Origin of the sequence: Taibaiella lutea (assembly GCF_008629695.1) — a bacterium.
Lineage (GTDB): Bacteria > Bacteroidota > Bacteroidia > Chitinophagales > Chitinophagaceae > Taibaiella > Taibaiella lutea.
On the sequence record NZ_VWSH01000001.1, the window covers coordinates 1,022,908 to 1,047,742 of the forward strand.

Consider the following 24,835-nt stretch of genomic DNA (forward strand, 5'->3'; position numbering starts at 1 on the left):
ATAGGTAAATTTTCTTTTAAGCCTTGAAGCAATTACGAAACATATTATTATTGTTTTTTTTACTGTTGAGTTACAATACTCGCAGTACAGCCGACACGCTTAGTCTTGAATTCAAATTTTTCGGCGACAGCATTCATAGCCGGATAAACGATTGGCATTTTGTAGATTTTGGCCGGAAAATTTCTTCTTATTCCATTCAGGAATTCTACGACAGCCTTAATCAAAGCGACTATCAGCCAATCATAAATACATTATTAGCTTTTAAGGAAAAAAACAAACTGGATGATTGGTTATATTATCAGTTAATTAGAAAGGCAGCTCAGCAAATAAGTCCCAAGAGTGAAAACTATAACAGGTACACACTTTACAAATGGTTTTTGCTGAATAAATCGGGTTATAATGCTTCACTTGCAATTCGTGATAGTGAATTATTGTTTTATGCGCAGAGCAACGATAACATTTATGATATTCCTTATTATTTCAAAGATGGCAGACAATTTGTATGCCTGAATTTACACGATTTCGGAAGGCTTGATTTTGAGGAAAAAGAACCAAATGAAGTTGCTGTAAAAATTCCCGAAGGCAAAAACCCATTTACTTATCGTATTACAAGCATGCCCGAATTTTCAGATAATGACTACGCTGAAAAAGATATTCAATTTGATTACAAAAACAAGGCTTATTTATTCAAAGTAAAAGTGAATAGCCAGATTCAAAGCATATTTGCAAATTATCCTGTTGTGGATTACGAATCTTATTTTAATATCCCGCTAAGTAAAGAAACTTACAATTCGCTTATTCCCGAATTAAAGGAACAAGTAAAGGGTATGAACCAGAAAAACGGCGTGGATTACCTGATGCGTTTTACACGCAATGCATTTTCTTACGAAAATGATCAGCAAAACTTTGGTAAAGAAAAAAGGTTATCTCCTGAACAGACATTGCTTAACAAATACAGCGATTGCGATGACAGAGCTGCTTTATTCTTTTGTCTTGTAAAGGAAATTTACAATCTTCCTATGATTGTATTAGCTTATCCTACGCATGTGACTATTGCAGTAAAATTTGATAAATCGGTGGGTAAGCCCATCATGTATAAAAACAAACAATATTCGGTTTGTGAACCTACACCGCAAACCGAGGACTTATCTGTTGGTCAACTATCTTCTAAATTGAAAGATGTGCCTTTTCAGGTGGCTTATGAATATGACCCTCAACATTAACGAGATTATTTGCTCTCAAATTATTCCCATTTAAACAATCTTGACGCAGCAAAATATCCGATTATACCCCAAAGCAATAAAACGCCTATATCCATTTTTACGTCCCAAAGAGAAGCTCCGTTAAAAGCAATTTCTCTTAAGGCGTCGTTTAAATAGGTCAATGGCAGTGCCTTTGTAATGGGCTGCATCCATTTAGGGAATGCCTCAACGGAAAAGAAGGTGCCGGCCAATAGGAATTGAGGTAAGGTAATAATATTAGACAAAGGAGGAATAGTAGATTCGCTTTTGGCGATACCACTAATGATAAAGCCAAAACTCATAAATACTAATAAACCAATGGCGCAGATAGCAAGCATATTTATTACTGTAACCACGCCATGAATCAAGGTGTATCCAAAAGCAATTTTACCAACCATGATAATCACAACGGCCCCTATTAATTGAAAAATCATACGGGCGAAACCTTCTGCCAAAATGATGTATTCGCGACGAATTGGTGTTGCAAAGAAACGTTTTAAAACTAAGGCTTGTCTTAAATTGAAAAATACAAAGGCTGTTCCGAACACGCTTGCGGCAAGCAATGAAAAGCCTAACTGCCCCGGCAATATAAAATCTATAGTGGAAAATTTACGGCTCTCTATTACTTGCTGATTAATGGAAATCAACTCTGTTTGTCTTTCGGCAGCAACAGGATCGGTAGACAAAACTATTTTTTCAATAACAGCCTTTAACTGATCAGCCTTAGCCTGGTCAGCTGCGTTGACATCCATTAAAACTTTGTATTCAGGACTGGCATTTGTCTTTTGAATATGTAGCAATACGCTCAATTTCCCGTTCTCCAAATCCTTCTTTTGCTGCCCTGTTTCAGAGCTTACAAACTTAACCATGTCAATCTGATGCAAAATTCCATAAATCGGATTCAGCGTATCTGAATCGGGTGCTACGCCTACTTTAATATTATACTTACTACCATCACCTAAAAAACCAAATACAAGAATGAATATCAATGGAAAAGCGATGGTAAAAACAACAGATGAAGGACTTTTCATAATAGACCTAAGCGCCGCTTTGGTTACCGCCAGAAAAGCTTTTAGTTGGGAATAATTATTAGCCATAATTGAGAAAATCACAGCAAAGGTAAGAAGGGATTACTTAGGAAAAGAAAAAGAGCCGGAAGTAAAATTCCGGCTCTTTGGGTTCACAACTTAAGGTTGATCACTTATTGTCTTGTAAATGTCCTTGCGGCTGTACCATAAGTTGGATTACTTATGGTATATGTATACGATGTTAATACACCATTTGCATCAAAGACAAAATTAGACGTAGGGAATTCCATATCGCCATCTGTTGTCGGCTGTGTAGGAACAATCATAGTATCAGGCGCTAATTGCAGAAAGAACGCATGCGTAGATGCCCCGGCATTTCCACCGACATTATCTGTTTCATACAAACCTCTTGCAACTTTTGTTACATTAGCTGTGCCTCCGGTTGCCGCACGCAAATATTCGCCCGAAAGGTCGATTGAATCTGCAATATTCGTTACTGCAACAACAACCGAAGCCCTACCCTCCATTTTAAAATGATTCCGGGCAGTCATAGGTACACTGTAAATACCGGGAGTAGTGTTATCAATCCCGCTTGCATCATAACTAACTTCACAAAACTCATTGTAAAATGAATCATAAGCTGTTGCGGTAATAACAGGCGCTTCATCTCCCACATGGATACTATAGTATTGCTGTCCCGACAATGTGATAGTCGGCGTAGAGTATACTTCTACGGTCGAATAGTTATCATCTCTTTTCCTGCAAGACGCTATAAGGGCAATGCAGGAAACTATTAATATTATCTTTTTCATACAATTTTCTGATTTAAGTTATTAATTGACATCCCACCAAACTTTATCCGTAATTGATTTCTGTCCAGGGAAGTTGGCATTATTGGTAACTTCCTCATCAGGATAAGGGAATCGTTGAGGGAAGTTATTACCAATGCGGGAACTTTTAGAAATGACAAAGAAACCCGGATAACCTGTTCTACGCCATTCAGTCCAGGCTTCAAGCCCTTCGTTGCCACACATGCAGAACCACTTCTGGGTGATGATGAATTCTATTTGTTCTTCCATTGTTCCTGCTGCAGGATATTGGGCCCAACGTGCATTAGCCAGATAGTCTGTAGCATCAAGACCATAAGCGTCAAAATTTGCACTAATGGCTCTGCCAAATAATTCGGCAGCATCTCCATCACCCCAACCACGTGCAGCCGCTTCAGCCTGAAGCAATAAACTTTCATAATCAGATATAAAGAGTACAGGAGCTGTAGCAGATGCAAGGTTTACAGCATTTCCACCAACTGCAGGGCCAGGGATGGCAAAACTTGAAGCATCTGTTTCGGTGCTTATATCTCCCTGGTCATTACCGACATAACCACCGGAACCCGCTGTGTAAAAAGCAGTTAAACGCTCATCTTCGTTAGCGTTCATGCTATCTGTAAGCGTAGCGCTGGCAATTAAGTTCTGGGTTTGATTTATAACAGCATTATTCATCTCTGAATATAACGGATTATAACTACCGGCAGCAGTACCATAAGTGATTTGGGCAGTTTCACCTTCTTCTAAAAATCCGATGCCACTTGCATATAAACTGTCAACGCCGGCTTCAGCCATAGCAGGAGATTTTACAGAAAGACGCATATACATTTTCAAAAGCAATGTGTTACCAAATCTTTGCCACTCACTTAAATCACCACCATAAATTAAATCGTCGGTACCGGGAGCAGGACTATTAGGGTCCAATTCATTCATGCCTTCCTGAACTAATGCAATGATGCCTTTATATACATCTTCCTGCTTATCGTAATGAGGGCTTGTAATGTTTGCAGATTCACCTTTCAAAGCTTCAGAGAAAGGAATATCGCCGAACTGATCGGTTAATACCTGAAAAGTATATCCTTGCAAAATTTTTGCAATGGCGGCATAATTTTTCTGCGAACCGGACAATTCAACTATTTTCTGTAAATCCATCAATGCATCAGCATATAGTCCATTCCATCCGTTATTTACATCGGAACCGGCAATCTGATATTGATCTACAACCCGATATTGACTCGCTACAGGGCTCTGTGTCCAATATTGACTCCACATACCGCCTATTACCTGGAATTTTCCCCCTACCTGTTGAGCAATCCCTGCTTCAGCTGAAGGCAATAGCAATTTGATATCTACGATTTCCGGGTTATTCGGATTAGTATTGATATCTCTGTATTTTTTACAACTTCCGAGCGACAGCAATGCAATTGCCGACAGCCCTAAAAGTCCTTTATATATTCGTTTCATATTTTTTTGCATTTTAGAGTTTAGAAAGTGAATTTAAGGTTGAAGCCATAATTTCTTTGAGACGGCATAGCACTAAATTCAAAACCTTGTCCGTTACCTGCACCATTAGAGCTCAATTCAGGATCTGTAAACTGATTAGATGATGGTGTCCATATAAACAGGTTGTTACCATAAACACTGACAGTCGCAGAACCGAAAGGTGTTTTGTCCATCCATTTACGTGGTAAAGTATAAGACAATCTTGCTTCTCTCATTTTCACATAGCTTGCATCAACCAATTGATATTCACCAGGGCGGTTAGCCTGACCTGTATAGAAGAAATAAGGGTTATATTTAATATCAGTATTTGTATGATATGCACCGTCTGTTCCTTCATAAACAGAATTAGCCCAAACCTGAGGATCTCTGTCTTCTGTTTCTTTGGAAGTACCTACAAAAGCAAGTATATCACGTGTTCTTGAGAAGAATTGCCCGCCTTGTTTTGTATCAAACAACATGTACAACGTGAATCCTTTGTAACTTAAAGTCGTTCCCCATGAAGCTTGCCATTTAGGCATATAAGAACCAAAGAATTTAGAGCCGGACTTATCAATAAGAGGAAGGCCGGTTGTGGCATCAACCACTACATGTCCTGCATCATCGCGCAGATAACCGTCGGTATAGAATGTACCATAAGGTTTACCAACTGTAGCTACAATGGTTGCACCGTTTATTGCATTACCGATAGACAGGTTATTAGTTTCTAATTCTTTAACCAGATTCACATTTTTTGCATAGGTTCCGAAAATTTCCCATTTGAAACCGGAACGTGTGCGTATAGGTGTAAATCTTGCAGCCAATTCGACACCATGGTTGGTTATCAAACCTGCATTCAATGTTTTATTTTTAAAACCGGAAGAAGCAGCAAGCGCTACCGGAATAATCTGATCTCCTGAGTTTTTATTATAATAAGAGAAGTCAAAGGATACACGGTCATTAAAGAAAGAGTTCTCTGTACCGATTTCAAACTCAGTAGAATATTCAGGTTTAATGTTAGGATTACCGATAACATCGCCATAGCTGAAACCGGGAACATCATTAAACGGAAATATCAGGGAACCAAAATCGCCATTCAATGTTGTTCTGCCATACGTGGTTGTCCATAAATAAGGATTGGCATCATTACCAACACGTGCATAGGACACTCTTAACTTACCATAGTTCCAGATATTTTTTGTTTTGTCATCAAATAGTTCTGAAAAGACAAATGAACCGTTTATACCACCGTAAGTTATGCTGTTTTTCACTGTAGACACCCAGTCTTTGGCACCGGTTACACCTAAGAACAACATATTTTTGTAACCAAGGCTAAGATCGGTATATACGCGTACTTTTCTTTTTGTGCTTTCACTGTTTACATCAAAGGCAGGTCCGTTTGAGTTGGTAAGGTTATAATAACCAGGAACCACTAAACCACCATCCTCATTTGTACTTGCATAGGTTTCGGTAACAGATTGTTGCGTAATATTCTGGCCAACATAACCTGTTAAATAAAAATCTTTATTCAATTGTTTGTTGATTGACAACATCAAATCATTATAAATATTGTATGAATTGATAAGATCTTCCGAATAGCGTCCCGGATTACTTTGAGGACGTGTGTATAATCCTGTTTCATCAGCAGGCTCTGAATTGAATATAGGATTTTTCTGATAACGACGATCGCTATAGACATCTGTAGCCAACCTGTCTTCCAGTTTTAACCATGGAGTAATTTTAAAACCTACGGTAACATTTCCAAAAAGACGATCTACTTTATTAGTGTTTTTGAAACTATCCAAAGTGTAATAAGGGTTAAGCGCATAAGCTCCATAATAACCATAACGATGCACACCGTTGGTATCAACATAATCCATTGAGTTAAACGGATCATTCAGATTCCTTAATTCACGAATAGGAATATCTCTCGGCATTTGATACAGATTGTCCAATATGGAAGCGTTACCTTGACCAAAAGCAGGCAAATCGCTGTTTATTTTGGAATAATCGAAATTAACGCTTGCATAAAATCTATTGCTTAAATCAACATTGCCGTTAAAAGTAACACCGTATTTATTGTAATCTTTTCCCGGGAAAATAGAATTACTGTTCAATGCATTGAAACCTAAACGGAATGCAGATGTTTCTGTTCCGCCGTTAATAGCAACACTATTATTATAAGTAGTCCCTGTATTAAAGAAATCGGAAATATTATCCGGTATTGCAGAATAAGGTTTTACCCTTGTTTTTCCATTGATAACTTGTCCCCAAGGCCTTTGTTCATTATCAAACTTGTAACCCCAGGAAAAATTTTCACGACGATCTTCAGGATAAGCACCTTCGTAAATATTACCTTGTCCATAGGAATTTTGGAAATCAGGATATTTAAGAATACTGGAAAAAGCAACACCTGTGTTTACTTCAACATCCATTTTGCTTGCACCGCCCATTCTCCTGTTACCTTTTTTAGTAGTAATCATTAAGGCACCGTTAGCACCTGAAGAACCGTAAAGCGCTGTTGCAGCAGGACCTTTCAATACAGAAATAGATTCGATATCATCAGGGTTAATGTCATTACCTCTGTTACCGTAATCAACCTGATTGCTTAAATTACCGATATTACCTGCTGTACCTAAGCCGGCATTGTTAACAGGTACGCCATCCACAACAATTAAAGCCTGGTTATTACCCAAAACGGAAGAACCACCACGCAATACTACGCGTGAAGATGAACCCGGCGCTCCCGAAGTAGTAGTTACGTTCATACCGGCAACTTTACCTGCCAAAGCATTTAAGGGGCTTACACTTCCACCTGCAGTAAGGTCGTTACCACTTACCTGAGCAGTAGAATAACCCAAACTTCTTTTTTCCCTTCTTACGGCATTTGCAGTAACAATGGTTTCATTTAACGCAGTAGAAGATGTTTTTAATTTTACTGAAAGGACATTATCACCATCTCCGGCATTAATTTCCTGATTAGCATAGCCAATTGCACTGATAACCAAAACTTCGTCATCATCAGGAACTTCCAGACTGAAGTTACCGTCAATATCAGTTATTGTTCCGGCATTGCTGCCTTTGATTTGAACACTGGCTCCGGGTATTCCTTCGCCCCTGTCATCCAGCACCTGACCCTTAACAGGCCTGCTTTGTGCCATAGCAAGCTGCACCCCCGACCATAACAGGAGGGCAACCATAAGTAGTAGTTTTTTCATACACAAACATTTTTTTGTTCACGTAAATATAATCTCCATATTTAAAAAATCAAAGCAAGTATTTGCTCAAAAACATATTTTCTTTTTCCTATGGTTAAATATAATCATGCCAAACTTCACAACTTATTGATTATCTTTTTGTTAAATTAACTTCAGCGCCTAACCTGTATATAAGACCCCGATTCCATTTTTAACAATGATTTTTGTTTTATAATATATTATCTAACTGCAAAAAAACGCCTGAACATTTAGTTGTTCAGGCGTTTTTAATTTATAACAAAATAATATTTTTATTTATTCATCACTTAAAGTCTGATAGTTAAACAATTTTGCATATTGGCCGTTTTTACCCATCAACTCATCATGATTGCCCGCTTCTAAAATCTGCCCGTCTTCAAGAACAATGATTTTATCAAAATTCCAGCTTTTGAAAATACGATGCGTAATAACAATAGCTGTCTTTTTATGATGAATCTTACCCAGATTTTGCTGAATAGCCTGTTCGGTCGTAGCATCTACTGCAGACAAACTTTCATCCAGAATCAAAAGCGCAGGATTTTTTATAATGGCTCTGGCTAAAGAAATACGTTGTTTTTGCCCCCCGGAAAGCATAACACCTCTTTCGCCCGTAATAGTTTCATAACCTTGCGGCAATTCCCGGACCTCTTTATCTATATGAGCCATTCTTGCCGCCTCCTGAATCAAATCATGATTTCTGTCCGGATGCCCCATACTGATATTATTGGCAATAGAATCAGAAAAAAGAAAAACATCCTGAGGCACGTAACTCATTTGATGACGCAAACCGGATAAATCCCATTTTTTTATCGGTAAATCATCTACCAAAATTTCGCCCTCCGTAACATCATACATTCTTAAAAGTAAATGCACCAATGTGGATTTGCCGGAACCGGTTTTACCTATTACCGCAATCTGTTCTCCCGGCTGAATCAACAAAGAGAAATTTTTCAGTGCTACAATGCCTGTATGCGGATAAATAAAAGTCACATCCCTGAATTCAACCTTGCCTTTTAATTCTTTGGTAACAGCGTCCGGGCTATTTACTATTTCAGGCTTCGCATCCAGAAATTCATTTATTCTTCTTTGTGAAACAGAAGCGCGCTGAATCATATTTGCAGTCCAGCCAATGGCGGAAATAGGAAACATCAGCATATTAATATAAATCACGAACTCGGCAATATTTCCGGGTGTAATGCTACCATCTATGGCTTGCATGCCGCCCACCAAAACTGTCAAAAGCATGCTCAACCCGATGAATAAGTTCATGGACGGGAAATAGATGGATTCCGTAAGCGAAAGATTTATCGTGCTTTTTCTGTAGGATTGAGAAACTATTGAAAAAAGTTTAATTGAATTCAGTTCTCTTACAAAGGATTTAATAACCCTGATGCCCGAATAAGATTCCTGCGCCTGTGACGTAAGCGCCGATAATTCAGCCTGAATTTTCTCTCCTTTTCTGTTCACAATTTTATTTACATAGAAAATAGAAAAAGCCAGAAAAGGTAATGGAGCAACAACGTAAAATGTCATGGAAGGACTTACCGATATCATTTTCCAAAGACAAAGACAAATTAAGGCAACCAGATTTATTATATACATGATAGCCGGCCCTGTGTACATGCGTACTCTGGAAACATCTTCAGAAATCCGGCTCATCAAATCGCCGGTAGCATTGCTTTTGTAAAATGAAGTACTTAACTTTTGATACTGGTCATAGATTTCATTTTTCTGATCATATTCAATATGACGGGACATTACAATAATAGTCTGCCGCATAAAGAACATAAAAATACCACGCAGCAATGCGTATGCCAGTAAATACATGCCCGCAATCATTACCAGGTGCATTACTTTCGAACGCAATGCAGCAGCTTCCGGTGTATTAGCCAATAAATGATAGGTGGAAATATTCTGATAAACCTGATCGAGCGTCTCCCGTACAATTTGCGGAGACAAGACAGCAAAGACATTGGCAAGTATTACAAACAGAAGACCGGAAAGCAGCCTCCATCTGTATTTTACGAAATATTTATTCAGAACTGAAAGATGTTGCAAAAAATAAATTTTATGGATAATAATAAACAGGAAACGCCTCCGGTTCTTAAGCCAGCGCAAAGTTAAGGTAAAGACGCAGGTATTAGTTAAATTTGCAGCGTAGTAAATAATTATGATGACATCCGGTAAACTTATAACAATATTAATAACAGCTTTAATTATCACTTCCTGCGGAAAAGAAGAGAAGCCGTTAACTCCGAAGCAAATCAGACAAAGAGCCGACAGTATCTATAAAAACAATCTGAAAAAAATGCAGCAGCAGGCAAAGGAAGATTATGAAAAACGATTGCCCATTGAACTGAAGCCTAAGGTAGATTCTATTCTGCAAAGAAAAATGGAAGCCGCACCTATTCCTGTTTTTCCGGAAGATAATACAGGCGTTGATGATACGATTTAGGTTTCTGAAAAAAAATTGAAGGAATAAAAAAAGTTGCCAACTTTTGAAAAGCTGGCAACTTTTTATAAAGGAAAAAGATTAATAACCTCTTCCGACCTTATTTTCCATAAAATTCATAAACGCCCTGTTTGCTACTTTGTTACCACCTGAAGTCGGATAATTACCGGTAAAGTACCAGTCTCCTTTATTTTCAGGACAGGCTTTATGTAAACCTTCAATAGATTGGTAAATAATTTCAACTTCAGCGTTCACATCATCGGGACGTAACATTTCACCGATTTTTTTACTGATTTCTTCGGGTGTAAAAGGCTCGTATATTGCTTTTACAAAGTTTTCCTCATGCAGTTTATTATGCTCTTTCGCTGCGTTGCATTTCAAATATGTTTCCGTTAGTACATTGGTCATATTCCTGTCCTTCAACAATTCAACAGCTGCCTGGAAAGCAATGAAATCACCCATTTTACTCATATCGATACCATAACAATCAGGATACCTGATTTGAGGTGCAGAAGAAACAACAATGATTTTCGTCGGGCTTAAGCGATCCAGCATTTTGATAATGCTTTGACGCAATGTTGTACCTCTTACGATACTATCATCAATTACAACTAAAGCATCCTGATTGGGACGAACGGTTCCATAAGTAATATCATAAACGTGCTGCACCATTTCATCCCTGCTGGAATCAGCCGTGATAAAGGTTCTGAGCTTCACATCTTTAATAGCAATCTTCTCAATGCGCACCCTGCGATAGATTAACTCACTGATTTCCTCATCAGATAAAGTATCTCTGCCTTTTATGATGCGCGAAATTTTCATTTCCTTCAAATAGTCTTCCAACCCTTTTATAAGGCCGTAAAAAGCTATTTCTGCCGTATTTGGTATAAAAGAAACGATGGTATTTTTCAAATCGTAATTAACAGCTTCCAATACTTTAGGTGCCAGATAATCACCTAAAAGCATTCTTTCACGGTAAATATCCGCATCGCTGCCACGGCTGAAATAAATACGCTCGAAGCTGCAGGCAGCTTTTTCAGCAGGTTCCAGTATTTGAGGAACAGAAACCGTACCGTCGGCCTTTACAATAACAGCACAACCCGGTTGCAATTCTTTAATATCTTCCAACTTGAGATTGAAACTTGTCTGAATTGCAGGACGCTCCGAAGCAACAATAACGATTTCATCATCCTGATAATAATAAGCCGGGCGAATGCCATGCTTATCTCTCATCACAAAACTATCTCCGTTCCCAACTAAGCCGCCACATACATACCCGCCATCAAAACGGCTGGTAGCCTGACGAAGCACTGCTTCAATATCAGGGTTTTCAGGCGATTTTTCTTCCTCTTCACATAGAAAATGATGAACAGTATCTATCATTGCCCCCAAATCGCTGGTACGCATTGTTTCATCCGGATTTTCTTTCAACATAGCAAACAGCTCATCGGTGTTTACCAGATTAAAGTTACCGGCCATTGAAAGGTTACGTGCAGGATTAATATCTGATTTCACGAAAGGATGGCAAAACTTAACGCTATTCTTTCCTTGTGTGCCATAACGCAGGTGCCCCAACATGGCTTCACCCATAAATCTTAAATATCCCTTCATCATTCCAGGAAATTCACGAAGATTAGGATACATACGCTCCAGCTCTACAACCTCGTCATTAACGGAATTAAATATTTCCTTAATAGCTCCCGGGCCTGCAATACGCAAACGGTGCATAAATTGATATCCGGGTTCTACATTTAACTTAAGCGTGGCAATCCCTGCGCCGTCCTGGCCCCGGTTATGCTGCTTCTCCATAAGGAGATAAAGTTTGTTCAATGCGTAGAAAGAGGTTCCGTATTTACGGTGGTAGTATGATATTGGCTTTAGCAATCGAATGTAGGCAAGGCCACATTCATGTTTAAGTGCGTCTGACATGAGGGCGCAAAGTTAAGCCGATTTTTAGAATTTTAAAAAATGGGATTCATCAATACGTATATAGACAAATGCCTTTTATAGAATTTCTCCAAAGAATCAGTACTTATTGGGAAACTGCAATAAAAAAATCCGGAACCAAACGGCTCCGGAATAATTTTTATACTGTTTAAGGATGAATTACAACTACCGGTGGCGGTGGTGGTAACGGCACTCTGACTCTCACTACTGCACGCGGACGTGGAGCGGGTGCATAATATCTTCTATGACGCGGATAATAAGGCCTTGGGGCATAATAGCCACGATGTGCATAATATCTTGGATAATGCCTTCTGTCATGTCTGTAAGCTGTTCTTGCACCATCATGATAACCTCTGTTATAGGCGTTATGACGTACTTGTCTTTGATGGTTATTACCGTGTCTTTGTGCATTTGCACTTTCATTAGTAATCAATCCCGTGAATAACGTGAATATGAATACCCAAAATAGCTTTTTCATAATACAAATTTTTTAACTGTTATAGTTTTCCTGTCTATTGGTCGAACCGGGTTTCAAGCTTTGCTGTATTTACAACCTTTCAACCAGATTCATCAATAAGACAACCACAGCACTTTATAGTTTATTGACAAAATCAAAAAGTATAACCAAAATATTGTTAACAGAATCAATACCTTTGAATATCCGGACAATTACACATTGCTTATGTTTCATTTTGAGCCGCTGCCATTAGACGGCGCTTTTTTAATAACATTGCCCAGTTTCAAAGACAATCGTGGCGTATTCAACAAGACTTACCAGGAACATTTTTTCAATGCCGCAGGTATTGACTTTCAACTAAAAGAAAGCTATTTCTCTTTATCAAAGAAAAATGTAATAAGGGGCATGCACTTCCAGACACCACCGCATCAGCATTCTAAAATAGTTTATTGCCCCTCTGGAAGCATCCTGGATGTTATCCTTGATTTAAGAAAGCATAGTGCTACCTATGGTCAATTTTACAGTACCGTACTTTCCGATGAAAACAGTAAAGCCTATTTTATACCTGAAGGCTTTGCGCATGGGTTTAAAGCGCTTACAGAAAATGCAATGACTTATTATCTTGTCGGCTCCGAGCATGACAAAAATCATGATGCAGGTGTACTTTATAATAGCTTCGGCATGAATTGGGACTGCATACATCCTATCATTTCAGAAAGAGATAATTCGTTTCCCGGATTAAACTCATTCGAGTCTCCTTTCTAATTGTCATTTACAATTCGGTAACAGCATTAATTTTTTAATCATAAAACATTCCTTGAAATTTACGTTTCTAAAAAAAAAAAAACATGGCAAAAACGGCACTCATAACAGGAAGTACAAGCGGCATAGGATTGGCTACAGCAAAGGCATTCGCTGCTAAAGGCTATAATATTGTATTTAACGGATTGGAAGAAAACGGCGCGGAAATAGCAGCTTCAGTTGCAAAAGAATATAACGTTGATTATATCTTTTCTCCTGCAAACATGCTGAAACCCGAAGAAATAAAACAATTGGCAACAGAAGCTTTGGCAAAATTCGGAAGCATTGAAGTGCTGATGAATAATGCCGGCATTCAGTTTGTATCGCCCATCGAGGATTTTCCGGATGATAAATGGGATGCCATTATTGCTATCAACCTGACTGCGGCTTTTCATTTAACTAAAGCTATATTGCCATCTATGAAGGCAAATAAGTTTGGCCGCATTATCAACATTTCATCTGCACACGGATTGATAGCCTCTCCTTTCAAAAGCGCTTATGTAGCAGCAAAGCATGGCATCATTGGTCTTACAAAAGTAACAGCTCTTGAAGGTGGCGAATTTGGCATTACCTGTAATGCTATTTGCCCGGGATATGTTCATACGCCGATTGTTGACAAGCAAATTCCCGATCAGATGAAAGCACATAATATGACGAAAGAGGAAGTAATCAATAAAGTGTTTTTAGCAGAACATGCCATCAAGGATTTTATAAGCGTGGAAACAATTGCGGAATCCATTTTATTTCTTGCAGACAGCGCAGCTGCAGCTACTATTACAGGCATTGCCTTACCATTGGATGCAGGCTGGACAGCACACTAATTTTTAGTGAATAGTCAGTAGTGAATAGTAATAGTTGATAGTTGTTAGTGGATAGTCAGAAATGAATACCTGATACTAAATATTTGATACCCCCAATATAATAGACCCGACAAAAAATGACCGAACATTTTATAAAGAGTAACAATATTGATCTTCATTTTCTGGAGCATCACCCTAAAGGAAAACCTACGTTGATTTTAATGCATGGCCTTACTGCAAATGCACACGCATTTGATGGCTTGCTCTCACATGGTTTAGCCAAGCATCTTCGTTTTATCTCACCTGATTTACGGGGTCGAGGTTTAAGCAGTAAACCTGCATTCAGATATACTTTGGAAGATCATGCAAAAGATATTCTTGGCATGCTGGATTATTTAAATATTGAGAAAGCTCTTTTGGGCGGTCATTCCTATGGCGGATTGCTTACAACTTATATTGCAGCCCGTTATCCTGAACGCGTAGAGAAGTTAATCATTCTGGATGCGGCGGCAGAAATGAATCCCAATGCCCCTGCCATGCTTGGGCCCACCTTAAGCAGACTGGATAAAACTTTCCCTGATTACGCTACTTACCTTGCAGAAATGAAAGCGGCCCCGCAAAACACATTCTGGGATAAGGATATGGAAAGTTATTACAAAGCGGATGGCCATGTACGGGAAGACGGTACGGTTAATCCTTATCCGAATTTGTCAAACATCATTGAAGTTGCGACCTGCGTTGCCCAACAACCCTGGGTTGAAACTTTTGAAAGGGTGCAACAACCTGCGTTGTTAATAAATGCGGTTGATGATTATACAATGGGAGAGCCTTTATTGCCCGATTTTAAAGCAAAAGAAACCGCAGAGCTGATGAAAGATGCTAAATATGTTGCAGTGGATGGCAATCACCAGACGATGCTTTACGGCAATAATGCAAAACGTATCGTGGAAGCGATTGAAGCGTTCTTGTTATAAGTTATCGTGTAAATTTGTACAACATTTACATCCTTAATTGTCATGCCGCAACATGGCAAGAATGTTGTTTTAGTATTGATATTTTTATATTCCCAAGCTTTGATGTCTCACAAATCTCATTATTTAACCTTAACAGAGCTCCACGCAAGACTGCCATTGTTTTTCCGGCCCTGGTGGTTAAATATGGTGAGTGATAACTGGGATATTGCAATTGCAAAAAGCGACAAAGATTTACGAGGTGTTTTTCCTTATTGTATGGAAAAAAAATTAGGCATACAAATCATCAGAAACCCTTCACTCACTCCCTACCTCAGCCCTGTTATCTTACATAACAATGAAATGGTTTATTCAGATGACCATTCAAATCATGATGAAACTCTGAAAGAACTTTGGGCTCAATTGCCGAAACATGGCAGTCTGGAAATAGAGACGACAACCGGCTTCAACAACAAATTTTTTTTTAAACACAGAGGTTACAGCATTCAGGAAAAACTTACTTATGAGCTTTCGTTGAAACCAGAACCGGAAATGCTGTTTAAAGGATTTCACAATAATCACAGAAAACTCATCAGACTTGCGCAGGACAGCCATACTATTGAAGAAGGCTTAAAACATCTGGATTTGTTTCTTTCATTACATGAAAAAACTTATACACGAAAGGGCAAAAAGTATCATTATGACGCGGCATATCTAACCGGAATAATTACTACTTGCATTAAAGAAAATGCAGGGCAATTATTTATTGCAAAAAATGAAAACAGCGAACCCACTGCTTTTTTGTTTACCGTTTGGGATAATAAAAAAATGTACTTACTCTTAAGTGCTGTCAATACGGAGACAGCGCATCACGGTGCAGGAAGGTTATTAATATGGCATGCTATTCAACTGGCAAAACAGAAAGGTTTATCCGTTTTCGATTTTGAAGGCAGCATGGATGAGCGTGTAGGGAATATCTATAAACGATTTGGCAGCGAAAGAAAAACTTACCTTTATATTTCCAAAGTTGATTCATGGATTTGGAAAATAAAGAAACAGCTATTAGGATAAATTATTTGAAATTGTCATGAACAAAAAAACATTGAACTCATTCAGCGCATTAGTGTTTTCTACCAACCCCGATGCCGTAAAACAAGAAGAACCGGAGATTACCGAAACACCTTTGCCCAAAGAACAAAGGCTGAAAGTGCGCATTGAAAAAAAGCACAGAGGAGGAAAAACAGTTACTATTATAGATGGATTTGAAGGTAAGGACGAAGATTTTCAGGAACTGGCAAAAAAGCTGAAAACCAAATGTGGCACCGGCGGCAGCGCTAAGGACGGCGAAATTATTATACAAGGAGAGAACAGGGAAAAAATCATTACATGGCTTAAGGAATGGGGCTATACGCATACAAAAGGGTAATCACCAATCACGGCCTCCTTACCGTCAGTTCTACCCTTCTGTTCAATAGCCTGTTTTCATCACTATCATTAGATACCATTGGATTGGCATCGGCCCAGCCCTGAATATGTATCTGACTTTCGGAAATGCCCATACTCATTAATGCATCGCCCAGGCTTCTCGCTCTTGCAAACGAAACCTGTTCATTAATGTCCGGTGTTCCTGTATCGTCCGTAAAACCATTTACAAAAAATTCGGCACGCGGCTCTGAAACAAAACCCTGAACCATCAACCTTAACTGATTCTTTTGCGTATCGGTAAGCACGGTAGCGCTTTTCAGAAAATTAAACCTGCCAATCATTGTATCATATAAAGGCGGGCTGTAATCAAGCGGCAACAAAGAAAAATTAAGGGTATCAGGATGGACAATATTGGAGCTGTCATAAGTAATTTCCGTATCGTAAGTCAGGTAACCGGCACGAACCACTCTAATTTTATATTGCTTATGGAGTGGTATGGAAGCCATATAAGTAGCGTCGCCCCTATTGGTCTGGAAACGGAATAAAACTTCATCTGTAACAGCATCGCGCCATTCCACCTGGGCATACGTCAGCCTGTCTTTGGTAAGGCTGTCATAAGAAATACCAAATACAAAAGTGTAGGGCTGCGGCTGTATATCTTCGGATAAAGGCACTTCATACAAATCCATAGCGCCATAACCGCCCGCTCTGTCGGAAGCCATATAAGCCTTTTTGCCGTCGGGACTGATACACATGCTTACATCATCGTAAGCTGTATTAAAGGGATAGCCCATGTTCTGAGGCGTCTGCCAGAAATTATTTTTCTTTTTGCTGAGGAAAATGTCCGTGCCGCCCAATCCGGGATGGCCGTCAGATGTAAAATACAATGTACTGTTATCAGCAGCTATATAAGGAGCTGTTTCATCGTAAGGCGTATTAATGTCCGGGCCAAGATTTTCGGGCACTTGCCATAAACCATCCTGAAAAACACTCATCCAGATATCTTTCCCTCCAAAACCGCCTTGCCGGTCGCTTACAAAATACATCACCTTGTTGTCGCAGGATAAGGAAGGCATGCCTTCATAGCCGGGTGTATTGATAGTAGCGCCGAAGGGTACTGCTTCCGACCAGCCGTCATTATCCACATAAGAGAAAAAGATATCGCAACCACCGCCGTCCCATCCATTTTCGCTCCTGACACCATCGCGCATAAAAAACAAATAATGTCCGTCTGCCGAACGCATTAAAGCTCCGTCCGGTTGCGGCGAATTAGGAGGACTTCCCATATTCCGCGGTTCAAACCATCCGCCGCAGGAATCTCTTTTCGCAGCATAAAAGTCTTCTTCTACGCCTTCAGACCTTCTTGTGAAAATGATAGTGCTGTCATCGGGAAATATGGAAGGAAAATATTCGTCGTATTTTGTGTTGATGCGCGGGCCTAAATTTTCAGGGGTAGCTGTGGGCTTTGCATTTACAGCATATTTACCATATTGAATCGTCATCCTGATTTTGTCGTACTCCAATTTCAATTTGGGGTTCAGGGAATCCGGCTTATTCCAGGCCATTAACACGGCATCAGCTTTGGCATATTCGCCGGCGCGGCATAAGGTACGCGCCAATGGAATGGCAAAATTCCTGCTGCACGCAGGACATGCCTGTGCAGCTTGCCGGAAGACATCTGCGGCTTCGGTATATTGCCTGTTATCGCAATATAACATACCAAGCGAAATATAAGCATCAGAAAATGCAGGATTCTCCGTCAGACTTTTCTTAAAATACCTGATTGCCTTTTCCGTTTGCTGTTGCCTCAAGTATTCCTGCGCTTTTTCATATGCTCCTGAACCTTTGGTTTGTGCACAAAGGTTCAGGGACATCATGTAAAATGTTGTCAGATATAAATAAAAAAGAAGGCGTTGATTATTTACCATTTCAATGCAAGCATTGCAAGAAACGGATTTTTTTAGAAATTTAAAAATTGCAATAATTTAATGCGTGATATTTTCCGCCGGGATTATATTGAATAAGGTCTGTATGTGACCAAATATTTCAGCAACAGAATATTTCTATAGGATAACATTAATAATCCGGAATAGTATTCTCCGCATTTTTCAGTTATTTTCGCAAAACCAAATTAAGAACGTATAATGCAATTGAAATTCACTTTAACACTTATTACTGCGGTTATTTCATCTTTTTGTTACGGACAAAACAATGCTGCTACCTGTAACGACACCAAGCTTCATGCCGAATTGGTAGAAGTTGACAATAGTTTTGAACTACAAGGTTTCAAACTGATTCAATACAAAACTTTAAGCATGCCTTCAGGCAATTATCTTCCGGTTTACGTAAGCCTGGAGCAAGGCAAAATGTACCAGTTTAATTTTGTTGCAAATCAAAATTACAGCCAATATACTTTCACGTTGCTGGATCAGGACAAGCAAAAGCTTATCGACGAAAAAATTAAGAGTAAAGACAACAATAATAAATTGACTAAAAGTTTCACCGCTCCTTACACAGGTAACTATGTTGTGATCCTGACGCAAAAAGTAAAGGGCCAGAAAGAAGCCTGCGGCGGTTTTTCAGTATTAAAAGCAGTAAACGACCATTTACCAGGTAAATAATTTAAAACTACTGATTCAATTGCAGTATTTATTATGGAAGCATCGTAAATACTGCAATTTCATTTTTATAAATGCCGGAACTATCCTGTTCTGAGCAAAGTTTTGGTTAATTTGCAGATGCATCGTAACCATTATTCAATCAGGCGGGATTGAATATGATATTTATAAAAGCAAGCATCATCTCTTTGGGCAAAACGAATAAATCACTTATCGGGAATTCAATCCGGTTTTTTTTAACCCGGTTTTTCAGCACTGCAGCAAGCCTGATAGTGATGATTTATTTTTCTCATTCCTTGCCTAAAAGTGAGTACGGCGTTTACCAGAATTTCTGGGTACAACTTACATTACTATCTTCCATCGGTGGTATGGGCCTGGGCTTGCTCATTTTCACTTATCCCCCGGAAGTACTTAAATCGCTCGTCCTACATCTGAAAAGAAAACATATCGTCGTTTATTTCTTTATACTGATTTTGGTCGGCCTGTGTTTTTCCATGTTACATTCTGCCGATGTAAAAACATGGTTAGAACTTGGTTTATACAGTTCCCTATTCTTTATTTTTTATACCTTCTCAATACTACTGGAGTCTTTTCTTATAGCCGTTCATCGTCACAAATTGCTGATTATTTCAGGTATTGCTTACAGCATTCTTTTTGTATTAATCGGGATTTACACATTCAAACAGGGTTTTCAGTTAAGCACATTTGTAAAATTGTTGTTGCCTCTTTCCGTTCTTAAAGTTGCTGTCTATTTAAAATCATTTACGGGCTTTCTTACATCTGACGAAGCAAAACAATCCACCGGTATAGAACTTAAGAGCGTGATATCCTTATGGCTGCATTTAGGCATTTACGATTTGCTGAATGTTTCTATTTTATGGGTAGATAAATTTATTATTTCGTTAGTGGCAAGCACTACTACGGCTGCAATTTATTCAAATGGGTCATTCAACATTCCTTTTATTCCTATTGCTTTAAGTGCGGTGGGAAATGCCACCTTAATGCAGCTCCATCATGCAAAAAATAATGTTGAGAAAGCAAGATTAATGCAGCAGGTCGGTAAAGTTTTGTCTTGTATTGCTTATCCGTTGTTTTTCTTTTTATTAGTGAACCGTACAGAATTCATAACTTTTGTCTTTTCATCGCAATACGCCGTTTCGGTTCCTATTTTTCTATGTTCCATATTTATTCTTCCGGTAAGAGCTTACAGCAATACAATCATTCTTCAGAATCTGCATAAAGGAAAAATCATCAACATTGGTGTGGCGATTGATTTCACGGTTGCCATGCTATTGCTTTATCCTTTGTACAAGTGGCAGGGATTGGCAGGTATCGCACTCAGCTTTGTAATAAGCACTTACGTTCAGGTTTTTTATTATTTATTCTACTCTGCAAAATTCCTGAGAGTGCCGGTATTAAGTCTTTTACCATTAAAAAACTGGACGCTTAAAGCCGTTATATTCCTGTCTGTTTCATTAGGTTTATATGCAGTATTACCGCACAGTTCAACAATGATGCTTGTATCAGGGATCATTCAAATGCTTATTGCATTATTTGTATTGAGGTATGAAAACAAGAACAACCATGCCTTACAGAAATAGCCGTATATTAAATAATTGTTTTACGCTATCCACAATCTTAACTTTGCAGCTTTCCAACAACACAAAATGATTGATAATAAAAATATAATAGGTAACGAAGAGCGTGCTGTATTGGTGGGTTTGGTGCAGAAAGATGTGAAAGAAGCGCAAGTGATGGAATATCTGGATGAATTGGCATTTCTGGCTGAAACAGCCGGTGCTATTGCGGTTAAAAGCTTTTTTCAGAAATTACCACATCCTGACAGCAGCACTTTTGTGGGCAAGGGTAAGCTGGAAGAAATAAAGCAATATGTAAAGCGGCATAATATTACACTTGTAATTTTTGATGATGAATTAAGAGGCTCTCAAATCAGCAATATTCAGAAGGAACTTGGCATCAAAACCATTGACCGTTCCGATTTAATCCTTGACATTTTTGCCCGCAGGGCCAAGACGGCACAGGCTAAAATACAGGTGGAGCTTGCGCAATACCAATATATCTTGCCAAGACTGAGAGGCATGTGGAGTCACCTGGAAAGACAAGGTGGCGGTATCGGCTCGCGAGGTCCGGGTGAAACGGAAATTGAAACAGACAGGCGTATTGTGAAGGATAAGATTTCTTTGCTGCGTAAACGCTTGTCAGAGATTGACAAACAATCTGCCACACAAAGAAAAGAGCGTGGCACATTTATCCGTGTGGCATTAGTAGGTTATACCAATGTCGGCAAAAGTACGTTGATGCAGGTTTTGAGCAAATCGGATGTATTTGCGGAGAACAAATTATTTGCAACGCTTGAAACTACAACACGTAAAGTTGTTTTTGAAAAGACTCCTTTTCTTTTAAGCGATACGGTCGGGTTTATCAGAAAACTACCGCACCATCTGGTAGAAAGCTTCAAGTCCACTTTGGATGAAGTAAGAGAAGCGGATATCCTGTTACACGTCATAGATGTATCGCATCCGCAGTATGAAGACCAGATTGGTGTTGTAAACAGCACGCTTCAGGATATCGGCGCATTTGACAAACCTATTCTCTTAATTTTTAACAAGATGGATCAATATGTGGAACGCACTTTTGACGAATGGCTGGAGGAAAGTGTGAAAGAAGATTTGCTGAAACAACTGCATCGCCGCTGGGATAATGAAACACATGGAAACGCCATTTTCGTTTCGGCAACCGAACGTTCCAATATTGAATTATTGCGTGAAGTTGTGCTGGAAAGAGTAAAACGTTTGTACGAAGAACGATACCCTTATCTGAATACTTTCTTTTAAATAAAAAGCCCGCAAATTGCGGGCTTTTTTGTTGCGATTAACATTTAATATCCGTTCAATATATTCTTTGATATCAGGCGCTGCGCCTGTAAATTAGTCCTTCAATTCATGAAGTCATAATATAAAAATATATCTATTATTCTTAATAATACTTATTCTTAAAATGACAAAATCTTTCTTGAATACGTTATCAAGAAAGATGACCACTCTTTCAAAACACCCGCGGTACAAGATGTAAGCTCAGCCTATCTTCGTCAGAGTTGCAAATGTAGTGCACGGCATTGGCAGCTGTATTCCAATCTTCTAACCATTTTTTAAAATTCTGACAAAATGAAACAAGTTAAATTAATGCTGTTAATGGCATTCTTCTCATTAGGATTCGCTTCTCTTTCTTTCGGACAAGTTGCGCCTATATCAAATAATACAGTAACAAGAAATGCATGTCTTCCCGGCTATTCAGGCTGCTTCAACGGAGCTGTTTCCCTTCGATTGGATAATGGCGGTAGCCCTTCTATAGGAGGCTCGTACACTTTCAGCGGAATAACAGAATCTCACAATTATCCTATTTACGGTTCTAAAATAAAAATAACCATAGGTAGTTTAACCAGTATTGGTACTTATAGCTTACCGACTGTTATTGGAGATCAGGTAATCATCACAAGCGGCCTGGATGATGGCGTACATCATGCTTATACTGTCGGTGTTCTCAAAACAGCGGACAAACAATACCTGCTTACGATTGGCGATTTTGCTTATTAATGATCTTAAATATCCCCTTAGCCGTAGTATTCTGTGGCTAAGGATTATTAATCTCTTTTAAAATTTTAAATTCTAACAAATGAAACAGTTAAAATTAATGCTGCTAATGGCATTCTTCTCATTAGGATTCGCTTCTGTTTCTTTCGGACAAGATCCAATTGGTGGTGGCGGTACCCCTGCATCAAAGTACACAGTAACGAGGAACGCATGTTTGCCTGGTTATTCAGGTTGTTACAGCGGAGCTGTTACCCTTAGACTGGATAATGGCGGTAGCCCATCTTTAGGAGGCTCTTATACTTTTAGCGGAATAACAGAATCTCATGATTATCCTACTTATGGTTCTAAAATAAAAGTAACCATAGGTAGTTTAACCAGTATCGGTACTTATAGCTTACCGACTGTTATTGGCGATCAGGTAATTATTACAAGCGGCCTTGATGATGGCGCACACCATGCTTATACTGTGGGCATCACCAAGACAGCTGACAAACAATTCACACTTTCTATAGGTGATTTTGCATATTGATGACCTTTAAATATCCCCTTAGCTGCAGAATACTGCAGCTAAGGATTATTAATCTCTTTTTAAATTTTCAAACTCTAAGAAAAATGAAACAATTAAAATTAATGCTTCTAATGGCATTCTTCTCATTAGGATTCGCTTCCGTTTCTTTCGGACAAGTAGGTGTGGTGCAAAATACCATAACGAGAAATGTCTGCGCTCCGGGGTATAGTGGCTGTTACAATGGCCAGGTCACGCTAAAATTAAGTACTACCGGCCCTTTTATAATATCTACTACAAATATTTTTCCTGCAAATCAAACAATATCCAAAGATTACCCATCCAGTTATAAAGGCATAACTGTGACTGTTGCGGGTTTAACAAGTACCGGAAGTTATGTGTTACCCGCCGCTATAGGCGACCAGGTAATCATTACAAGCGGCCTGGATGATGGTGTACATCATGCATATACCGTAGGTATCACTAAAACAGGGACTTATCAATACATTCTTGCTATTGGCGATTATGCGTATTAATGGTTTATAAAAATAAAGATCTGGTATAAAGACTATCAAAACCTTTATACCGGATTTTTTATCAAAATATTCAGCTTGACATAGAAGTCATTTTTTGATTTACCATAAAAGCATTTTATGAATTAATCGCTAATAAAAGCATAACATATTTACATAAAACAAACAAACCTATTTTGATTACGTTATCAAGATAAACCACACGTTGTCAAGAAATAGAACAGAAAAGAGAATAATACATCCTACTTTTGTCAGAGTTACAAATGCAGGCGCCGCATGTAGCATGTATTTTTTAATCTTTTAAAATTTAATAAAAATGAAACAACTTAAATTAATGCTGTTAATGGCATTTTTCTCATTGGGATTCTCTGCTATTTCTTTTGGACAAGCTACTACTACTGAACCAACCAATACTATAACTAGAAATGCATGCTTAGCTGGCTATAGTGGTTGTTATAGTGGTGCAGTAAAGTTAACTTTAACCAGCAACAGCGGCTTAGGATCCAGCTATACTTTTTCCGGGGCAACTGAGTCTAGAAATTACTCTGCTTACAATAAAAAAATAAAGATAACCATAAATGGCGCAACCAGTACAGGCACCTATTATTTACCGACGGCTATTGGTGAACAATTGATAATGACTGGCTCCGAATGCGGTTTACCGGCCTATAACATCCATATTACTAAAACTGCAAATGGACAATATACTCTCGGAGTATTTTACGGTAATCAATAATACCAGACATCTTTAGTAGCATACTAAAGATAGCTAATGAAACATCTGATATATGACAAACATATATCAGATGTTTGCTTTCTTAAGAACCGGCAATTTATTATGTTTGTTAAACCCATTTGAATGAGAATCAGATACCGGATACTGTTTTTTATAATCTGCTGCTTTTATTCAGTTACGCACATTAATGGT

General features: G+C 38.7%; 22 protein-coding genes. 14 read left to right on the plus strand and 8 right to left on the minus strand.

The genetic code is table 11. The annotated features are described in order from the left end of the window. Positions 1-65: 65 nt before the first annotated feature. Positions 66-1,223, plus strand: a complete 1,158-nt coding sequence (locus F0919_RS04400; protein WP_235903455.1) for a hypothetical protein — start codon at positions 66-68, stop codon at positions 1,221-1,223. Between the two features lie 20 nt (positions 1,224-1,243). On the opposite strand, the gene F0919_RS04405 is transcribed toward F0919_RS04400, so the two are convergent. From F0919_RS04405 to F0919_RS04425, 5 genes are all read right to left on the minus strand, one after another. Then, positions 1,244-2,338 (minus strand): ABC transporter permease, encoded by a 1,095-nt coding sequence (locus tag F0919_RS04405; protein WP_150031497.1) that lies wholly within the window; start codon positions 2,336-2,338, stop codon positions 1,244-1,246. 104 nt (positions 2,339-2,442) lie between these two features. Beyond that, complete coding sequence (locus F0919_RS04410) at positions 2,443-3,081, minus strand: hypothetical protein (RefSeq protein WP_150031498.1); 639 nt, start codon at positions 3,079-3,081, stop codon at positions 2,443-2,445. 21 nt (positions 3,082-3,102) lie between these two features. Further along, the gene (locus tag F0919_RS04415) at positions 3,103-4,557 is read right to left on the minus strand and encodes a SusD/RagB family nutrient-binding outer membrane lipoprotein (protein ID WP_190277255.1); all 1,455 of its coding nucleotides are present in this window, start codon (positions 4,555-4,557) and stop codon (positions 3,103-3,105) included. Positions 4,558-4,577: 20 nt separating this feature from the next. Further along, positions 4,578-7,790 (minus strand): SusC/RagA family TonB-linked outer membrane protein, encoded by a 3,213-nt coding sequence (locus tag F0919_RS04420; RefSeq protein WP_150031500.1) that lies wholly within the window; start codon positions 7,788-7,790, stop codon positions 4,578-4,580. Between the two features lie 294 nt (positions 7,791-8,084). Then, positions 8,085-9,866, minus strand: coding sequence for an ABC transporter ATP-binding protein (locus F0919_RS04425; RefSeq protein ID WP_150031501.1), 1,782 nt, complete (start codon positions 9,864-9,866; stop codon positions 8,085-8,087). 112 nt (positions 9,867-9,978) lie between these two features. On the opposite strand from F0919_RS04425, the gene F0919_RS04430 reads away from it, so the two are divergent. Further along, positions 9,979-10,263: a hypothetical protein gene (locus F0919_RS04430; protein ID WP_150031502.1), complete on the plus strand. Its 285-nt coding sequence runs from the start codon at positions 9,979-9,981 to the stop codon at positions 10,261-10,263. A 78-nt stretch (positions 10,264-10,341) separates the two neighbouring features. Here the strand turns inward: F0919_RS04430 and F0919_RS04435 are convergent, their stop codons facing one another. Further along, positions 10,342-12,189: an amidophosphoribosyltransferase gene (locus F0919_RS04435; RefSeq protein ID WP_150031503.1), complete on the minus strand. Its 1,848-nt coding sequence runs from the start codon at positions 12,187-12,189 to the stop codon at positions 10,342-10,344. Between the two features lie 166 nt (positions 12,190-12,355). Further along, positions 12,356-12,685 (minus strand): hypothetical protein, encoded by a 330-nt coding sequence (locus tag F0919_RS04440; RefSeq protein ID WP_150031504.1) that lies wholly within the window; start codon positions 12,683-12,685, stop codon positions 12,356-12,358. A gap of 204 nt (positions 12,686-12,889) precedes the next feature. On the opposite strand from F0919_RS04440, the gene F0919_RS04445 reads away from it, so the two are divergent. The 5 genes from F0919_RS04445 to F0919_RS04465 all read left to right on the plus strand — a co-directional run bounded on the left by F0919_RS04445 (position 12,890) and on the right by F0919_RS04465 (position 16,641). Beyond that, positions 12,890-13,429 (plus strand): dTDP-4-dehydrorhamnose 3,5-epimerase family protein, encoded by a 540-nt coding sequence (locus F0919_RS04445; protein ID WP_150031505.1) that lies wholly within the window; start codon positions 12,890-12,892, stop codon positions 13,427-13,429. Between the two features lie 83 nt (positions 13,430-13,512). Beyond that, positions 13,513-14,286 (plus strand): 3-hydroxybutyrate dehydrogenase, encoded by a 774-nt coding sequence (locus tag F0919_RS04450; RefSeq protein ID WP_150031506.1) that lies wholly within the window; start codon positions 13,513-13,515, stop codon positions 14,284-14,286. A gap of 116 nt (positions 14,287-14,402) precedes the next feature. Then, positions 14,403-15,239: an alpha/beta fold hydrolase gene (locus tag F0919_RS04455; RefSeq protein WP_150031507.1), complete on the plus strand. Its 837-nt coding sequence runs from the start codon at positions 14,403-14,405 to the stop codon at positions 15,237-15,239. A gap of 102 nt (positions 15,240-15,341) precedes the next feature. Beyond that, the gene (locus F0919_RS04460) at positions 15,342-16,286 is read left to right on the plus strand and encodes a GNAT family N-acetyltransferase (protein ID WP_190277256.1); all 945 of its coding nucleotides are present in this window, start codon (positions 15,342-15,344) and stop codon (positions 16,284-16,286) included. Between the two features lie 16 nt (positions 16,287-16,302). Further along, positions 16,303-16,641, plus strand: a complete 339-nt coding sequence (locus F0919_RS04465) for a translation initiation factor (RefSeq protein WP_150031509.1) — start codon at positions 16,303-16,305, stop codon at positions 16,639-16,641. 7 nt (positions 16,642-16,648) lie between these two features. Here F0919_RS04465 and F0919_RS04470 read toward each other — a convergent pair whose 3' ends face one another. Further along, the gene (locus tag F0919_RS04470) at positions 16,649-18,517 is read right to left on the minus strand and encodes an OmpA family protein (RefSeq protein ID WP_190277257.1); all 1,869 of its coding nucleotides are present in this window, start codon (positions 18,515-18,517) and stop codon (positions 16,649-16,651) included. A 267-nt stretch (positions 18,518-18,784) separates the two neighbouring features. Between F0919_RS04470 and F0919_RS04475 the strand changes: the two genes are divergently transcribed. From F0919_RS04475 to F0919_RS04505, 7 genes are all read left to right on the plus strand, one after another. Continuing rightward, positions 18,785-19,261 carry a hypothetical protein gene (locus tag F0919_RS04475; protein ID WP_150031511.1) on the plus strand — a complete coding sequence of 159 codons (477 nt, stop codon included), beginning with the start codon at positions 18,785-18,787 and terminating at the stop codon, positions 19,259-19,261. 155 nt (positions 19,262-19,416) lie between these two features. Beyond that, positions 19,417-20,859, plus strand: coding sequence for a lipopolysaccharide biosynthesis protein (locus F0919_RS04480; RefSeq protein WP_190277258.1), 1,443 nt, complete (start codon positions 19,417-19,419; stop codon positions 20,857-20,859). A 66-nt stretch (positions 20,860-20,925) separates the two neighbouring features. Further along, on the plus strand, positions 20,926-22,113 hold the full coding sequence (gene hflX / locus F0919_RS04485; RefSeq protein WP_150031513.1) for a GTPase HflX: 1,188 nt from the start codon (positions 20,926-20,928) through the stop codon (positions 22,111-22,113). 330 nt (positions 22,114-22,443) lie between these two features. Next, positions 22,444-22,872, plus strand: coding sequence for a hypothetical protein (locus tag F0919_RS04490; RefSeq protein ID WP_150031514.1), 429 nt, complete (start codon positions 22,444-22,446; stop codon positions 22,870-22,872). Between the two features lie 79 nt (positions 22,873-22,951). Then, positions 22,952-23,398 (plus strand): hypothetical protein, encoded by a 447-nt coding sequence (locus F0919_RS04495; protein ID WP_150031515.1) that lies wholly within the window; start codon positions 22,952-22,954, stop codon positions 23,396-23,398. Positions 23,399-23,481: 83 nt separating this feature from the next. Then, positions 23,482-23,910, plus strand: a complete 429-nt coding sequence (locus F0919_RS04500) for a hypothetical protein (RefSeq protein ID WP_150031516.1) — start codon at positions 23,482-23,484, stop codon at positions 23,908-23,910. Positions 23,911-24,223: 313 nt separating this feature from the next. After that, positions 24,224-24,643: a hypothetical protein gene (locus tag F0919_RS04505; protein ID WP_150031517.1), complete on the plus strand. Its 420-nt coding sequence runs from the start codon at positions 24,224-24,226 to the stop codon at positions 24,641-24,643. Positions 24,644-24,835: the final 192 nt, after the last annotated feature.

What these genes read in the sequence shown, in the direction of transcription:
- F0919_RS04440 (WP_150031504.1), bottom strand. Translation starts at nt 12,685, where the DNA reads ATGAAAAAGCTATTTTGGGTATTCATATTCACGTTATTCACGGGATTG.
- F0919_RS04450 (WP_150031506.1), top strand. Translation starts at nt 13,513, where the DNA reads ATGGCAAAAACGGCACTCATAACAGGAAGTACAAGCGGCATAGGATTG.
- F0919_RS04505 (WP_150031517.1), top strand. Translation starts at nt 24,224, where the DNA reads ATGAAACAACTTAAATTAATGCTGTTAATGGCATTTTTCTCATTGGGA.
- F0919_RS04480 (WP_190277258.1), top strand. Translation starts at nt 19,417, where the DNA reads ATGATATTTATAAAAGCAAGCATCATCTCTTTGGGCAAAACGAATAAA.
- F0919_RS04420 (WP_150031500.1), bottom strand. Translation starts at nt 7,790, where the DNA reads ATGAAAAAACTACTACTTATGGTTGCCCTCCTGTTATGGTCGGGGGTG.
- F0919_RS04415 (WP_190277255.1), bottom strand. Translation starts at nt 4,557, where the DNA reads ATGAAACGAATATATAAAGGACTTTTAGGGCTGTCGGCAATTGCATTG.
- F0919_RS04435 (WP_150031503.1), bottom strand. Translation starts at nt 12,189, where the DNA reads ATGTCAGACGCACTTAAACATGAATGTGGCCTTGCCTACATTCGATTG.
- F0919_RS04470 (WP_190277257.1), bottom strand. Translation starts at nt 18,517, where the DNA reads ATGATGTCCCTGAACCTTTGTGCACAAACCAAAGGTTCAGGAGCATAT.
- F0919_RS04455 (WP_150031507.1), top strand. Translation starts at nt 14,403, where the DNA reads ATGACCGAACATTTTATAAAGAGTAACAATATTGATCTTCATTTTCTG.
- hflX (WP_150031513.1), top strand. Translation starts at nt 20,926, where the DNA reads ATGATTGATAATAAAAATATAATAGGTAACGAAGAGCGTGCTGTATTG.
- F0919_RS04490 (WP_150031514.1), top strand. Translation starts at nt 22,444, where the DNA reads ATGAAACAAGTTAAATTAATGCTGTTAATGGCATTCTTCTCATTAGGA.
- F0919_RS04495 (WP_150031515.1), top strand. Translation starts at nt 22,952, where the DNA reads ATGAAACAGTTAAAATTAATGCTGCTAATGGCATTCTTCTCATTAGGA.
- F0919_RS04500 (WP_150031516.1), top strand. Translation starts at nt 23,482, where the DNA reads ATGAAACAATTAAAATTAATGCTTCTAATGGCATTCTTCTCATTAGGA.
- F0919_RS04475 (WP_150031511.1), top strand. Translation starts at nt 18,785, where the DNA reads ATGCAATTGAAATTCACTTTAACACTTATTACTGCGGTTATTTCATCT.
- F0919_RS04405 (WP_150031497.1), bottom strand. Translation starts at nt 2,338, where the DNA reads ATGGCTAATAATTATTCCCAACTAAAAGCTTTTCTGGCGGTAACCAAA.
- F0919_RS04445 (WP_150031505.1), top strand. Translation starts at nt 12,890, where the DNA reads ATGTTTCATTTTGAGCCGCTGCCATTAGACGGCGCTTTTTTAATAACA.
- F0919_RS04460 (WP_190277256.1), top strand. Translation starts at nt 15,342, where the DNA reads ATGTCTCACAAATCTCATTATTTAACCTTAACAGAGCTCCACGCAAGA.
- F0919_RS04410 (WP_150031498.1), bottom strand. Translation starts at nt 3,081, where the DNA reads ATGAAAAAGATAATATTAATAGTTTCCTGCATTGCCCTTATAGCGTCT.
- F0919_RS04430 (WP_150031502.1), top strand. Translation starts at nt 9,979, where the DNA reads ATGATGACATCCGGTAAACTTATAACAATATTAATAACAGCTTTAATT.
- F0919_RS04465 (WP_150031509.1), top strand. Translation starts at nt 16,303, where the DNA reads ATGAACAAAAAAACATTGAACTCATTCAGCGCATTAGTGTTTTCTACC.